General features: G+C 71.6%; 13 protein-coding genes and 1 tRNA gene. 6 read left to right on the forward strand and 8 right to left on the reverse strand.

Translation table 11 applies throughout. The features are described from left to right. The first annotated feature begins 71 nt into the window (after positions 1 to 71). Complete coding sequence (locus BR98_RS26000; RefSeq protein ID WP_198042282.1) at positions 72 to 1703, forward strand: CehA/McbA family metallohydrolase; 1632 nt, start codon at positions 72 to 74, stop codon at positions 1701 to 1703. A gap of 27 nt (positions 1704 to 1730) precedes the next feature. Here the strand turns inward: BR98_RS26000 and BR98_RS26005 are convergent, their stop codons facing one another. Both BR98_RS26005 and BR98_RS26010 read right to left on the reverse strand, forming a co-directional pair. After that, positions 1731 to 2729 (reverse strand): MASE1 domain-containing protein, encoded by a 999-nt coding sequence (locus tag BR98_RS26005; RefSeq protein ID WP_051971177.1) that lies wholly within the window; start codon positions 2727 to 2729, stop codon positions 1731 to 1733. A gap of 203 nt (positions 2730 to 2932) precedes the next feature. Continuing rightward, complete coding sequence (locus BR98_RS26010) at positions 2933 to 3748, reverse strand: PP2C family protein-serine/threonine phosphatase (protein WP_035848056.1); 816 nt, start codon at positions 3746 to 3748, stop codon at positions 2933 to 2935. A gap of 217 nt (positions 3749 to 3965) precedes the next feature. Here BR98_RS26010 and BR98_RS26015 point away from each other — a divergent pair, with 217 nt between their 5' ends. Both BR98_RS26015 and BR98_RS26020 read left to right on the forward strand, forming a co-directional pair. After that, positions 3966 to 4367, forward strand: a complete 402-nt coding sequence (locus BR98_RS26015) for a YccF domain-containing protein (RefSeq protein WP_035848058.1) — start codon at positions 3966 to 3968, stop codon at positions 4365 to 4367. A gap of 71 nt (positions 4368 to 4438) precedes the next feature. Continuing rightward, positions 4439 to 5344: a squalene/phytoene synthase family protein gene (locus tag BR98_RS26020; protein WP_035848061.1), complete on the forward strand. Its 906-nt coding sequence runs from the start codon at positions 4439 to 4441 to the stop codon at positions 5342 to 5344. Positions 5345 to 5349: 5 nt separating this feature from the next. On the opposite strand, the gene BR98_RS26025 is transcribed toward BR98_RS26020, so the two are convergent. Next, positions 5350 to 6549, reverse strand: coding sequence for a citrate/2-methylcitrate synthase (locus tag BR98_RS26025; protein ID WP_035848064.1), 1200 nt, complete (start codon positions 6547 to 6549; stop codon positions 5350 to 5352). Between the two features lie 127 nt (positions 6550 to 6676). On the opposite strand from BR98_RS26025, the gene BR98_RS26030 reads away from it, so the two are divergent. After that, on the forward strand, positions 6677 to 7930 hold the full coding sequence (locus BR98_RS26030) for a citrate synthase (RefSeq protein ID WP_035848067.1): 1254 nt from the start codon (positions 6677 to 6679) through the stop codon (positions 7928 to 7930). A 7-nt stretch (positions 7931 to 7937) separates the two neighbouring features. Here the strand turns inward: BR98_RS26030 and BR98_RS38405 are convergent, their stop codons facing one another. From BR98_RS38405 to BR98_RS26045, 4 genes are all read right to left on the reverse strand, one after another. Then, positions 7938 to 8165: a hypothetical protein gene (locus BR98_RS38405; RefSeq protein ID WP_198042283.1), complete on the reverse strand. Its 228-nt coding sequence runs from the start codon at positions 8163 to 8165 to the stop codon at positions 7938 to 7940. Positions 8166 to 8205: 40 nt separating this feature from the next. Further along, positions 8206 to 8754, reverse strand: coding sequence for a G/U mismatch-specific DNA glycosylase (gene mug / locus BR98_RS26035; protein WP_035848070.1), 549 nt, complete (start codon positions 8752 to 8754; stop codon positions 8206 to 8208). A gap of 13 nt (positions 8755 to 8767) precedes the next feature. Beyond that, the gene (locus tag BR98_RS26040; protein ID WP_157537937.1) at positions 8768 to 9745 is read right to left on the reverse strand and encodes a phosphatase PAP2 family protein; all 978 of its coding nucleotides are present in this window, start codon (positions 9743 to 9745) and stop codon (positions 8768 to 8770) included. A 237-nt stretch (positions 9746 to 9982) separates the two neighbouring features. Beyond that, positions 9983 to 10471, reverse strand: coding sequence for a YajQ family cyclic di-GMP-binding protein (locus tag BR98_RS26045; RefSeq protein WP_035848073.1), 489 nt, complete (start codon positions 10469 to 10471; stop codon positions 9983 to 9985). 194 nt (positions 10472 to 10665) lie between these two features. Here BR98_RS26045 and BR98_RS26050 point away from each other — a divergent pair. Next, positions 10666 to 10746 (forward strand) — tRNA-Tyr (locus BR98_RS26050). A 141-nt stretch (positions 10747 to 10887) separates the two neighbouring features. Here the strand turns inward: BR98_RS26050 and BR98_RS26055 are convergent. Continuing rightward, positions 10888 to 11343 carry a hypothetical protein gene (locus BR98_RS26055; RefSeq protein ID WP_035848075.1) on the reverse strand — a complete coding sequence of 152 codons (456 nt, stop codon included), beginning with the start codon at positions 11341 to 11343 and terminating at the stop codon, positions 10888 to 10890. Positions 11344 to 11518: 175 nt separating this feature from the next. Here BR98_RS26055 and BR98_RS26060 point away from each other — a divergent pair, with 175 nt between their 5' ends. Next, positions 11519 to 13516, forward strand: a complete 1998-nt coding sequence (locus BR98_RS26060) for an APC family permease (protein ID WP_198042387.1) — start codon at positions 11519 to 11521, stop codon at positions 13514 to 13516. Positions 13517 to 13634: the final 118 nt, after the last annotated feature.

The raw sequence follows: 13634 nt of genomic DNA on the forward strand, positions 1-13634 counted from the left end.
CGCCGGTTCACCGGGCGGGGAAGGGAGCGCTGGGGCGGGCCGACCGGCCTGCGGGAGCGGAGGGGACCACCATGTGCGTCAACGGGACCTGCGGGCAGCACGAGCCGCCGGAGCATGATGGGCCGGCGGAGCAGCACGGGTCGGCGGACCGGCATGCCGCGCCGGACCGGCGGGCGCTGCTGCGCGGGGGTCTGCTGGCCGGCGCGGCCACCGCGCTGACCCTGGCACCGGTCTCCTTCGCGGCCGCCGAGACACCGGGCGGCACCCCCGGCAGCACCAGCAGGACCTTGACCGGCCACCTGGACACCGGCGTGGCCGACTTCGTCTACCTGCCCGTCGAGGTCCCCGAGGGGGTCCGGGAGATCGCCGTCTCCTACAGCTACGACAAGCCCGCCGTCCCCGCCGGCACCCCGGGCAACTCCTGTGACATCGGCATCTTCGACGAGCGCGGCACCGAACTCGGCGGCGACGGCTTCCGCGGCTGGTCCGGCGGATTCCGCACCTCCTTCGCGATCAGCAACTCCGCGGCCACCCCCGGCTACCTGCCGGGCCCGGTCAACGAGGGGACCTGGCACATCGTGCTGGGCCCCTACCAGGTCGCGCCCCAGGGCCTCGACTACCAGGTCCAGGTGACCCTCTCGTTCGGTGAGCCCGGTCCGGACGCGCCGGTGAACTACCCGGCGGACCGGGCCAAGGGGCGCGGCCGCGCCTGGTACCGCGGTGACTGCCACCTGCACACCGTCTACTCGGACGGCCGTCGGCTGCCCGAGGAGGTGGCCGCCGGAGCGCGGGCGGCCGGCCTGGACTTCATGGTCTCCACGGACCACAACACCTCGGCCTCGCACGCCGTCTGGGGCCCGCTGGCCGGCCCCGACCTGCTGATCATCACCGGCGAGGAGATCACCACCCGCAACGGCCACTGGCTGGCGCTCGGCCTGGAGCCGGGCGAGTGGGTCGACTGGCGCTACCGGGCCCGGGACAACGCCTTCGCCCGGTTCGCCCGCCAGGTGCACCGCTCCGGCGGCCTGGTGGTGCCCGCCCACCCGTACTGCCCGTACGTCGCCTGCCAGTGGAAGTTCGGCTACCAGGGGGCCGACCTGGTCGAGGTGTGGAACGGCCCGTGGACCTACGACGACGAGTCCGCGGTGGACTCCTGGGACTCGCACCTGGCCGAGGACCTGCGGGCCGGCCGGCCGTGGCTGCCGGCCATGGGCAACAGCGACGCGCACAGCGTCCCGCAGGTGATCGGCTCCCCGCACAACGTGGTGCTGGCCGAGGACCTGACCCGGGACCAGATCCTGGACGGCCTGCGCTCCGGACGCAGCTGGCTGGCCGAGTCCGCCGCCGTGCAACTGGAGTTCACCGCCACCGGGCACGGCCGGCAGGCCGGCATCGGGGAGCGGCTGACGCTGCCGGCCGACGCGCCGGTGGATGTGCGGCTGACGGTCTCCGGTGTGCCGAACGGCACGGTGCGGTTCATCACCGACGAGGGCCAGCTGCACCAGGAGTCGCTGCCCGCCGCCGGAGCCGGCACCGTCAGCTGGCGCACCACGGCCTCGCTGGCCGGCTACGTCCGGGCGGAGGTCCGCCACCCGCTGGCCGACGGCACCCCGGGCAAGGGCAACGCGATGGGCCCGGCGCTGCCCTGGGGGCCGATGGCGGCGCTCACCAATCCGATCCTGCTCAGCGCCGAGCAGCGGTAGTCGGCCGGGGGTTGTCACTGATCGTGGTCACTGGTCGCGGTCGCCGTCCTCCGGGGGCGGCGGCCACTGGGCGGCCGGCTCGCCCGGGGCCAGCCGGGCCACCACCTCGGCCAGCCCCAGACAGGCCTGCTCGATCCTGTTGTAGGTGCTCTTCTGCTCGGCGATGATCGCGGAGAGCAGCAGCCCGGTGAGTGCGGCGCAGCCGTTGAGTGCCTGCAGCACGACCATCTCCGCCACCAGCCCCTGGTTGTCGAACGGCCCGGTGTGGTCCCGGGCGGCCGCGACGGTGAGCACCGAGACCAGCAGCACGCACGGGGCCGCCCCGATCATCTGGTACCTCAGCGCGGCCCAGATCAGCACCGGGAAGACCAGGAAGAGCAGGCTGAGGTGGGTCGAGGTGGCGACCACGGTCACGCCGGCCGTCACGGCCAGCAGCAACAACGGCTCGACCCAGTCGAACGCGCCGGGGTCCTCGGGCATCCGGGCGATCCGCAGCGCGAGCAGCAGCGGAGTGAAGACCAGCACGCCCATCGCGTCGCCCGTCCACCAGGCCGACCAGGTCGACCAGAAGCTGTGCAGCGGCAGCGAGCCGTCCCAGACCAGCACGCAGGTGCCGATGGTCGCGCTGATCAGCATCCCGCCCAGCGCGCCGAGGAAGACCAGCGCCAACCCGTCCCGCAGCCGGTCCAGTTCGATCCGGAAACCGACCCGGCGGAGTATCAGGCAGGCGGCGAGCGGGGCCAGGGTGTTCCCGCCGATGATGCCGATCGAGGAGGGGTGGACCGGGCCGATCGTGGCGATCACCAGGAAGGCGCCGAGTGCGATGCCAGGCCAGACGCCGAGCCCGAGCAGTAGCAGGCAGGTGACCGCGATGCCGGTGGGCGGCCAGAGCGGAGTGACCTTCGCGCCGGCGACCACCACCTGCTGCAGCAGGCCGATCCGGCCGGCGGCGAGGTACACGGCAGCGACCGCGAGGATTTGCAGGCCGAGGACGGAAAGTCGGCGCAGGTCCGGGGGGCGTAGCACGGCAGTGAGCGGCACGCAGTCAACGTATCGGCCGTCGTGCCCGGCGCGACACGCGCGGGGGCGTGTCGGGGGTGTCGCGCGGTGTCGAGCCGCGCCGTGCCGTGTCGAGCCGCGCCGTGCCGCGCCGTGCCGTGCCGTGCCGCGCCGCGCCGCGCCGTGCCGCGCCGTGCCGTGCTGTTCGGTGCCGTTCGGTGTCGTGGGACCTACTCGTCGTGGCGCAGGACCAGGACCGCGGCGTCGTCGGTGTGCCCGGTCAGGTCGGCCACGGTGAGCACGGCGGCGGCCAGCTCGGCCGGGTCGGCCCCCGAGCCGGCCCGCACCACGCGTGCGACCTGCTCGAGACCGGCCTCTATCGGGAACTTCGGGCCCTCGATCACCCCGTCCGTGACCAGCACGAACGCGCCCGAGCCGGTCAGCCGCCGACGGGTCACCGGGTACTTCTCGCCGGGCAGCACACCGAGCGGCAGGCCGCCGTCGTCCTCGCAGAAGCCCCAGCCGCCCTCCTCGGAGGCCCAGATCGGCGGGACGTGGCCGGCCCGGGCGTGCGCCAGCTCCCTGGTCTGCGGGTCGTAGCGCAGGAAACTGCAGGTGGCGAAGAGCCGGGTGTCCAGCGAGAGCAGCAGCTCGTTGGCCCGGCTGAGCACCTCGCCCGGGTCGGCGGCGGTGGCGGCCACCGCGCGCAGACCCACGCGGACCTGTCCCATGAAGGCGGCCGCCTCGACGTCATGGCCCTGGACGTCGCCCAGCGAGAAGGCGAGCGAGCCGTCCGGGAGCTGGAAACCGTCGTACCAGTCGCCGCCGATGTTCAGCCCGTGCCGGGCGGGCGCATAGCGGGCGGCCGAGCGCAGTCCGGGCAGCTGGGGCAGGGCGGCCGGCAGCAGCTCGCGCTGCAGCGCCTCGGCCAGTTCGACCCGGGCCTGCTGCAGCTCCGCCCGCTCCAGGGCCTGCGCGGTGAGCCGACCGAGTTCGGTCAGCAGATCATCCGCGCTCGCGTGGCGGGTGGGGCGGCGTCGGGTCATCGACCCTCCGAGTGCGGCGGGCTGGCAGGTGCCAGAGCCATCCTATGCTCCACCGTCCGGGTGGTCCCCGTCAGCCGAATGGTCCTGTTTTGTGTCCGGTCCCGTCACCGACCGCGACAGCCGTCGGACCACCGCCCGCTGCGGCGGACCCGGCTGCAGGCGAGTTCAGGCCCGCTTCGGGTGGGCCACAACGTCGGGTGCGTGAAACGCTGAGGGCATGAAGGTGATCAATTTCGTCCTCAACGTCCTCTGGTTGATCTTCTGCGGCTTCTGGATGGCCATCGGCTACGCCATCGCCGGCATCATCTGTTGCGTACTGATCATCACCATTCCATTTGGTATTGCCGCCTTCCGGCTGGCCGGCTTCATGTTCTGGCCGTTCGGGCGGACGACGGTGGAGAAGCCGGATGCGGGTGCGGCGTCCTGCGTCGGCAATGTGATCTGGTTGGTCTTCGCGGGCTGGTGGCTGGCGCTCGCTCACCTGGTGACCAGCATCCCGCTCTTCCTGTCGATCATCGGGATCCCGTTCGGCTGGGCCAACCTGAAGATGATCCCGATCTCGCTGATGCCGCTGGGGCGCGAGGTCGTGTCGACGGATCAGGGCTTCGGCGGTCGGTGAGCTACGGCCCGGGCGGGGTGCGGGTACGGTGGGCGGGTTCCGAACGCTCGTACTGAGGGGATCCGGTCGCCTTGCCCAGTTGGCGCACCACCTTGACCGCCGCCGCGATCACCGAGGAGTCGCTGCGGGCTGACTACACGGTGGCGGCACGCCGAGTGCTGCGGCGGGAGCAGGCTCCGTATCTGGCGTTGCGCCTGTTGGCGGCGCCGTCGTTGGTGCCCTACCTGGCGAGCGGGCTGGCCTTCATGAACCTGGTGGACGACCTGGCCGAGAACGGATCGCCGCAGCAACGGGCGGACGGGCTGGGGGCGTTGGGTGATCAAGTGGCGGCGGTGCTGGAGTCCGGCCGGAGCGCGGACCCGGTGCTGCGGGCGTATGCGCACGCGGTGCGTACGCGTGGGCTGCCGGAGCATTGGATATCCGATTTTCTGACCGGTGCGGCCACGGCTGAGGCGGGATTCACCGGCTTCGAGGCCGAGTCCGACTATCAGCAGTATCTGGACGCGTACGCCTGGCCGGGCGTACTGGTCTTCACCGGCCTCCAGTACCGGGGCGGTCCGGACGAGCAACAGGCCCGGGGTTGGCGCCGGTTCGTCGATGCCGCGCAGCGGGTGGACTTCCTGGCCGACCTGGCCGGGGACCTCGCGGCCGGGCGGCTTTGCATACCGCAGGAGCGGTTGGCCGAGCACGGCGTCACCCGGTCCGAGCTGGAGCAGGCGCAGGACCGCCCCGGGGTCCGGGCGCTGCTGGCGGACCAGAGCCGGCGGGCCCGGGAGGCCCTGGCGGCCGCCTCGGACGTGGTCCAGCTGGCCGACCCGGGCCTGCGCACGGTGGCCCGGACCATGACGGAGCTGATGGCGCACCAGCTGGCGGCCGTGGAGCGGGCCGGCGTGGGCGCACTGCGGCGCGACGTCGGCTACGGGGTGCTGGCACCGCTGCGGATCCTGGCCAAGGCGCGCCGGAGCGCGCGCGGCTGAGCCCGTCAGCGGGGGAGCGGGCCCTGCGGGGCGGGCACCGGCTGCGGGGCGGGCGGGCCCACGTAGCGGGCGGCGGGGCGGATGATCTTGGAGTCGGCGGCCTGCTCCAGGATGTTGGCGCTCCAGCCGATGGCGCGGGCCGCGGCGAAGGTCGGGGTGAACATCTCGCGCGGCAGGCCGCACAGGTGCATGACCACGCCGGCGTAGAACTCGACGTTGGTGTGCAGCTCCCGGCCCGGCTTGAGCTCGGCGAGGATCGCCTCCACCCGCTGCTCCACCGTGACGGCGAACTCGATGAGCTCGCCACCGAAGCCCTCGGCCACGGTGCGCAGCATCCGTGAGCGCGGGTCCTCGGTGCGGTAGACGGGGTGGCCGAAGCCCATGATCCGGTCACCGGCGAGCACATGGGCGCGGATCCAGTCGTCGATCCGGTCCGGGGTGCCGATCTCGTCCAGGGTGTCCAGCGCTCGGCTCGGGGCGCCGCCGTGCAGCGGACCGGAGAGCGCGCCGAGTCCGCCGAGCAGGCAGGCGACCAGGTCGGCGCCGGTGGAGGCGATCACCCGGGAGGTGAAGGTGGAGGCGTTGAAGCCGTGGTCCACGGTGGCGATCAGGTACTGCTCGATGGCGCGGGCCTGGGCCGGCTCGGGTTCGCGGCCGGTCAGCATGTAGAGGTAGTTGGCGGCGTACGTCAGGTCCGCGCGCGGCTCGACCGGCTGCTCGCCCTGCTGCAGGCGGTGCAGCGCGGTGAGGATGGTGGGGACCAGCGCGGTGGCGAACAGCGCGTCCTCGATCCGCTGCTCGGGCGCGGTGTCGTAGAGCGGTCGGACGCCCCGGTCGGCGGCGGCGATCGACAGTGCGGCGCCGAGGCCGGCCAGCGGGCCGCTGCGCGCGGTGGCCGCGGCGAGTGCGGGCAGCAGCGGGCGCAGCCCGTCCGGGAGCCGTCGCAGCGGCGCGGTGCGGGCGCGGAAGGCGCTCAGCTGGGCGGCGTCGGGCAGTTCGCCGAGCAGCATCAGGTGCCAGACGTCCTCCAGGCTGCGCTGCTGGGCGAGGTCGATCGCCGAGTACTGGCGGTAGTGGTAGAAGCCCTCGAGTCCGCGGACGTCGCTGAGCCGGGTCTCGGTGACGACGACACCTTTGAGGCCGCGCGGGACCTCGATCTCGGTGGGGTTGATCTCGGTGGGGTTGGTCTCGGTCGCGCTCGCCATGTGACGCCTCCAGGAAGTTCCTTGCTGTCCTCGCTGCCCTCTGTACTCTCCGAGCGTTGATCCATATTGTCAATGTTGATTGAAATCAATGTGAGATACTGCAGTCGACATCAAGGAGGCTGTGTCCATGGCCGAGCACCGCACCCCGCATCACGCCGAGCGGCTGACCACCCAGCAGGTGGCCGAGCTGCTCGGCGTCAAGGTGGAGACCGTGTACGCCTACGCCAGCCGGGGCCAGCTCAGCAGTGAGCGGGCACCCGGCGGCAAGGGCAGTACCTTCGACGCCCGCGAGGTGGCGGCGCTGGCCGGCCGGACCAGGCGCCCGGCCCGCCAGGTGGCCGACGAACCGGTCACCGTGCGGACCGGGCTGACCCTGATCGAGGGCGGTCGGCTCTACTACCGGGGCGTGGACGTCGTGGAGTTGTCGCGTCGGCACGGCTTCGAGGCCGCCGTCGGCTGGCTCTGGGGTCGCGGTACCGACCCGGGCGTCACGCTGCGCGCGCCCGCCGCCCTGACCGCCGTACTGGCCCGGGCCGCCGACGCGCTACCGGCGCAGACCCGGCTGCCCGACCGACTGCGGGTCTCGGTGGCGGTGGCGTCGTCGGCCGACCCGCTCCGCTTCGACCTGCGCGAGGAGAACGTGCTCTCCATCGGCGCGGGGCTGATCGCCGCGATGGTCGAGTCGCTGCCGCCGGCCGGCAGTGCGGTGCGCGGTGACAGCAGCCTGGCCGCGCGCCTGTGGACCAGGCTCACGCCCGTCCCGCCCGCTCCCGGCGCGGTGGCCTGCCTGGACCGCGCACTGGTGCTGATGGCCGACCACGACCTCGCGGTGTCCACCGTCGCGGCCCGGGTGGCGGCCTCGGCGCGGGCCCACCCGTACGCCGTCGTCTCGGCCGGCCTCGGCGCACTGGACGGCCCGCTGCACGGCGCCGTCGGCTCACTCGCCTACCGGCTGCTGAGCGAGGTGCTGGCCAGTGGCGACGCGGTGCAGGTGGTCTCGGAGTACCTGCGGACCGGCCGGTCGATCCCCGGCCTGGGCATCCGGGTCTACCCGGAGGGCGACCCGCGAGCCGCCGCACTGCTCTCCTCGATGCGGCAACTGCCCGACTCCGACCGGGTGTTGCATGCCGTGGAGGCGGTGGTGCGGGCCGCTGCCGGACCAGCCGGCGCCGCCGAACAGCCCGGGCTGCGCCCCAGCGTCGACCTCGCGCTCGCCGCGTTCGCCCTGGCCGTCGGCATGCCGGCCGAGGCGGGTGAGGTGGTGGTCGCTGTCGCCCGGACCGCCGGCTGGTTGGCCCACGCGGTGGAGGAGTACCGCGAGGAGCCGCTGCGGATGCGGGCCCACGGCATCTACACCGGGCCGCCTCCGGAAGGGAGTTGACGCACCGTCAGGACGGGCTGGCAACCTGGACGATCATCTTCCCGATGTTCGCCCCGTCGAGCATGCCGAGGAAGGCGCCGACCACGTTCTCGAAGCCGGTCACCACCGTCTCGTTCGGCACCACCCGGCCGGAGCGGATGTGCGGCACCAGGAAGTCCGTCAACTCCTGCTGCGCGTCCCAGTGGTTGCGGACGTCCCGGTTGATGCAACGGCGGCTTCCATGAATCCCGCTCATGGAAGCCGCCCCCGGAAGCCGTCACAGCCGCCGACCGCGACTACCCCTCCTCCGTCAGCGCCTCCCGCAGCGTGCGGAACTCCGTCGCCAGCCCGTCCAGCGTGTAGTGCGCATTGAGGCCACTGGGGTTCGGCAGCACCCAGACCTCCGTCCCGCCCAGCCCCTCCGGCTGCCGGCCGATCACGGTGCGCGGACGCCCGAAGGCCGTCCGGTACGCGCCGATGCCCAGCACGGCGAGGACCCGCGGCCGCAGCCGCTCCACCCGTTCGGCGAGCGCCACTCCGCCGGCCTCCAGCTCCTCGCGGGTCAGCTCCGCGGCCTTGGCGCTGGCCCGCGCCACCACATTGGTGATGCCGAGCCCGAGACCGAGCAACTCGCCCTGCTCGTCCGGTCGTAGCTGACGGGGCGTGAACCCGGACCGGTGCAGGGCGGGCCAGAACCGGTTGCCCGGACGGGCGAAGTGATGCCCGGTGGCGCCGGACCACAGGCCCGGGTTGATCCCGCAGAACAGCACCCGCAGATCGGGCGCGATGACGTCGGGAATGGTGGTGTCCTGGGCGGCGGCGAGCTGTTCGGGTGTAGGGCGCACGGAGTCCAGTCTGCTACCCGCGCTCCAGCCTGCGTTCCGCGCGGCGGTCCAGCAGCCGCCCCAGGCCGAAGACCACCACTGCCGCGTACGCCCACCCCATCAGGATGTCGATCACGAAGTGCTCGGCCCCGTAGACCAGCGTGAAGGCCATCGCCAGCGGATAGAGCGCCAGCAGCACCCGCAGCCTGCGCCCGGCCGTCGGCCAGAAGAAGAGCGCCAGCAGCATCGGATAGGCGGCGTGCAGCGAAGGCATCGCGGCCACGTCGTTGTCGAACCGGCTGCCGTTCTCGAAGATCGACCCGGCCCGCGGCAGCCCGCTCTGGGTGAGGACGTCGGAGACCACCCGGGTCAGCTGCGGCAGGTGCCCGTTCTGCGCGGTCAGCCACGGCGGGTCGGCCGGATACAGCACATAGGTGGCGAAGGCCGCGAAGGTGAGCGCCAGATAGAGCGCCACCAACCGGGTGAACCGGTCGTGCCGCCGCTTCCAGAGCGCCGCCATCACCACGAACACCGCGAAGAAGTGCGACATGTAGACCGCGGTCGCCGCGTAGTCGTACCAGTGCGGGTGGCCCGGCGTGTACAGCCACTGCTGCAGTCGTACCGTCCACACCTGGCCGAAGCCGACCGCCTTGTCGAACGCCAACTGGGGCGCCCAGTGCACCGCCCACGGCGTGTGCGCGCCGTAGCCGCGGAGCAGCGAGTACGCCCAGACCGCAGCCATCACCGGCACCCAGTCGCGCAGCACCCGCAGCCAGCCGAACCGGTACCCGCTGTGCACGGCCGCCGCGATCAGCGCCCCGATCAGCCAGCAGAAGACCAGGTCGTTCTGGTACGGCACCCCGTTGTCGGCTATGTACCGCCAGAGCGCGAGGAAGTACGCCGGCCAGGCGAGCATCCGCAGGTAGCGGGTCCAGGTGCTTGGTCTGCCCTGAGTTGTCGTGGCTCGTGGCGTGTCGGTGGCGGGACGGGCGGGGTGGAGCAGACTGGTCACCGGTGGCGTCCCCTTCGCGAGATCAACTGGGGGCTTGCCGGGTCAACGTAACGCTCGTTTTTTAAGAATCTCTGAGCCAGCCACTGCCACCGGCCCCCGCCCGCAGCACCCCCGAGCCCGCCGTACCAGCGACAGCCGCCGTGCAGGTACCCATCAAACTCTCAGAAACCAGCCGGCACGCCGAAGGGGCGCCGCCACCGGCGACGCCCCTTTCGTGTCCTGCTCCCGCCACACCGACTAGCGGTAGTTCACGAACTGCAGCGCGAAGTCCAGGTCCTTGCCCTTGAGCAGCGTCTGGACGGTCTGCAGGTCGTCGCGGCTCTTGGAGGAGACCCGCAGCTCCTCGCCCTGGATCTGCGCCTTGACGCCCTTCGGGCCCTCGTCCCGGATGATCTTCGAGATCTTCTTGGCGTTCTCCTGGGAGATGCCCTCCTTGATCGTCGCGAAGATCTTGTACTCCTTGCCGGACAGCTGCGGCTCGCCGGCCTCGACCGCCTTGAGCGACACCTTGCGGGCGATGAGCTTGCTCTGCAGCACGTCGAGGATGGCCTTGACCCGCTCCTCGCCGTCGGCCTTCATCTCGATCTTCTCGCCCGACCGGTCAATCGTGGCCCCGACGTTCTTGAAGTCGTAGCGGGTGGCGATCTCGCGGGAGGTCTGGTTGATCGCGTTGTCGACCTCCTGCATCTCGACCTTCGAGACGATGTCGAAACTGGAGTCGGCCATCTGTGGTGGTCTCCTTGCGAACTCGGCGACTGGCGGCCCCACCCATGCGGGGCACTCACGCCGACAGCCTATCCAGCCCCACCCCACCCAGCCTCCTTGATCATCACGTGACCAATCGAGTGGCGGAGCACCCCCCGTCATCAGGTATCGTTTACCCAGTCGAACGGGGCAGTCCCCCGCAAGACACCAATCCTGGCTGGTTGCCCGAGCGGCCAAAGGGAGCAGACTGTAAATCTGTCGCGCAAGCTACGCAGGTTCGAACCCTGCACCAGCCACAGGATAGAGAAACAGCCCCCGATCTGCGGAAATGCGGATCGGGGGCTGTTTCGTTGTGCACCGCAGTGCTGTCGTCCGCGCGTGGTGCCCTGAGCGGAGTGGTGACTGGACAACGAGGAGGCCCTCGGCGGCGCTGGTCGTCAGCCGCTGACCTCCACCGTGACCAGATAGTCGCGTTGGTCGGGCGCGCACACCATGGCTTCCCCGCAGGTGGTGCGCGTGGTGGTCAGTTGGGCGGTTCCGGCCGCCCGGGCCTGGAAGGAGCTGACCACCGAACCGCATCCGCCGCCGACCGGGCAGGCTCCGTGCGAGCCCGACCCGGTCGGTGCCGGGTGCGAGACCGTGACGGGGGCGAGCACTGCGGGGGCGGAGCTGGTGACCTCGGGCCAGTAGGTGCTGTGCAGCGTGACCACCACGGAGGTGCCGACCCTGGTGTGCACCGTGGTGTGGTTGGCGGCCTCGTCCAGGTTCAGCACCGCGGGGCTGGCCGAGGGCGGGACGCTCACCGAGGGGGACGACGCCCCCGACCCGCAGGACGCCAGCGTCAACGCCACCCCGAGCGCCGCCGCTCCCATCAGAATCCGGTTGGCCGGCATTCCCGTCACCTCCACTACTCGCGCCCCGCGAAGCTGCGGACCTCGATCAGACGCGCCGGCCGCCGTTTCGGATCCGGGCGAGCACAGGTCCACGGCCGCGCCGGTTTGTCCGCATACGCTCGCGGTTGTGTTCAATGTGCCTTCGGTGCTCAAGCGTCTCGTGATCGGCAAGGCCATGCGCAGCGAGGAGCTGGGCGAGACCCTGCTCCCGAAGCGGCTGGCGCTGCCGATCTTCGCCTCGGACCCGCTCTCCTCGGTGGCCTACGCCACCCAGGAGATCCTGCTGGTGCTCACCCTCGGCGGCACCACGTTCCTCTACCTCACGCCGTGGGTCGCGGCCGCCGTGGTCGCGCTGATGGCGGTCGTGGTGCTCTCCTACCGCCAGGTGGTGCACGCCTACCCGAGCGGCGGCGGCTCCTACGAGGTGGTCTCCCACAACCTCGGCGCGAGCGCCGGCCTGGTGGTGGCGGCCTCGCTGCTGGTCGACTACGTGATGACGGTGGCGGTCTCGGTGGCGTCCGGGGTGGACAACATCATCTCGGCCTTCCCGGGCATCGCCAGCTTCCGGGTGCTGATGGCGGTCGGCTGCGTCGCGCTGCTGGCCGCGGTGAACCTGCGCGGGGTGCGCGAGTCCGGCAAGGCGTTCGCCGCGCCGACGTACCTGTTCATCACCGGCATCATGCTGATGGTGATCACCGGCGTGGTCCGGATCGCGTTCGGCCACGGCCCGGTCGCGGCCAGCGCCGGGTACGGGATCATCCCGGCCGACCACAAGGACACGCTGGCGGGGCTGGGCCTGCTGATGCTGGGCCTGCGCGCCTTCGCCTCCGGCTGTACCGCGCTGACCGGGGTCGAGGCGATCTCCAACGGCGTGCCGGCCTTCCGCAAGCCGAAGTCGAAGAACGCGGCCACCACGATGTCCGTGATGGGCATCACCGCGGTGGTGATGTTCATGGGCATCACCGCGCTCGCGCTCACCTCGAAGATCCACATCACCGACGACGCCTGCCGGCTGACCGGCTTCCCGGGAGACTGCCACAGCGCCCCGCAGCAGACCGTGATCGCCCAGCTGGCCTCCGCGATCTTCGGCGGCGACCACAGCGTGCTGTTCTACTTCATCCAGGCCGTCACCGCGCTGGTCCTGGTGCTGGCCGCGAACACCGCCTTCAACGGGTTCCCGCTGCTCGCCTCGATCCTGGCCCAGCACCGCTACCTGCCCCGGCAACTGCACACCCGCGGCGACCGCCTCGCCTTCTCCAACGGCATCATCGCGCTCGCGGTGGTGGCCGGCGGCCTGCTCTGGCTCTACGGCGCGAACGTCACCAGCCTGATCCACCTCTACATCCTGGGCGTCTTCACCTCGTTCACGCTCTCCCAGATCGGCATGGTCCGGCACTGGAACCGGACGCTGGCCACCGAGACGGACGGCAAGGTCCGGTCCGGCGCCCACCGGTCCAGGGTGATCAACGGCTTCGGCGCGGTCACCACCGCGCTGGTCCTGGCGATCGTGCTGCTCACCAAGTTCACCCAGGGGGCCTGGCTGGCCGTGGTGGCGGCGATCGTGCTCTGGGTGATGATGCGCGGCATCCGCCGGCACTACGACGCCGTCGCCGACGAGCTGACCGTGGACGACCCGCACGCCGAGTCGGTCCGTCCGTCCAAGGTGCACGGCATCGTGCTGGTCTCCAAGCTGCACAAGCCGACCCTGCGGGCGATCGGGTACGCGGAGGCGTTCCGCCCGGACTCGCTGGAGGCGGTCAGCGTCTCGGTGGAGAAGGAGTCCACCGAGGAGCTCGAGGCCAAGTGGGAGGAGTTCGACGTCCGGGTGCCGCTCAAGGTGCTGGACTCGCCGTTCCGCGAGATCACCAAGCCGGTGGTGGCGTACGTCCGCTCGGTGCGCCGCAGCAGCCCGCGGGACGCGGTGGCGGTGTTCATCCCGGAGTACGTGGTCGGCCACTGGTGGGAGCACCTGCTGCACAACCAGTCCGCGCTCTGGCTGAAGAGCCGGCTGCTCTTCACCCCGGGCGTGATGGTGATCAGCGTGCCCTGGCAGCTCTCCTCGGCGCCGCACGCCGACCACCCGGCCCGCCGGGCCCCCGGCTCGGTCCGCCGCGGCGAGCCGGCCGGCAACCGCTCGGCGCGCGAGGCGATCAAGGCTCCGGAGAACGTCTGAGCGGTCCCGGAGAACGTCTGACCGCCGATCCGCCACCCCCGGGGGCGCTAATGATCCGTCAAGACCGTTGCACGGGGTGCCACAGTCGGGCCGGTGCGGCGCAGAATGCGGGATGACG

The sequence above is a fragment of the Kitasatospora azatica KCTC 9699 genome (assembly GCF_000744785.1).
Lineage (GTDB): Bacteria > Actinomycetota > Actinomycetes > Streptomycetales > Streptomycetaceae > Kitasatospora > Kitasatospora azatica.

Bases quoted from the DNA above. Each gene is read 5' to 3' on its own strand.
- BR98_RS26000 (WP_198042282.1), top strand. From the start codon at position 72: ATGTGCGTCAACGGGACCTGCGGGCAGCACGAGCCGCCGGAGCATGAT.
- BR98_RS26010 (WP_035848056.1), bottom strand. From the start codon at position 3,748: ATGACCCGACGCCGCCCCACCCGCCACGCGAGCGCGGATGATCTGCTG.
- BR98_RS26015 (WP_035848058.1), top strand. From the start codon at position 3,966: ATGAAGGTGATCAATTTCGTCCTCAACGTCCTCTGGTTGATCTTCTGC.
- BR98_RS26025 (WP_035848064.1), bottom strand. From the start codon at position 6,549: ATGGCGAGCGCGACCGAGACCAACCCCACCGAGATCAACCCCACCGAG.
- BR98_RS26030 (WP_035848067.1), top strand. From the start codon at position 6,677: ATGGCCGAGCACCGCACCCCGCATCACGCCGAGCGGCTGACCACCCAG.
- BR98_RS38405 (WP_198042283.1), bottom strand. From the start codon at position 8,165: ATGAGCGGGATTCATGGAAGCCGCCGTTGCATCAACCGGGACGTCCGC.
- BR98_RS26045 (WP_035848073.1), bottom strand. From the start codon at position 10,471: ATGGCCGACTCCAGTTTCGACATCGTCTCGAAGGTCGAGATGCAGGAG.
- BR98_RS26055 (WP_035848075.1), bottom strand. From the start codon at position 11,343: ATGCCGGCCAACCGGATTCTGATGGGAGCGGCGGCGCTCGGGGTGGCG.
- BR98_RS26060 (WP_198042387.1), top strand. From the start codon at position 11,519: ATGCGCAGCGAGGAGCTGGGCGAGACCCTGCTCCCGAAGCGGCTGGCG.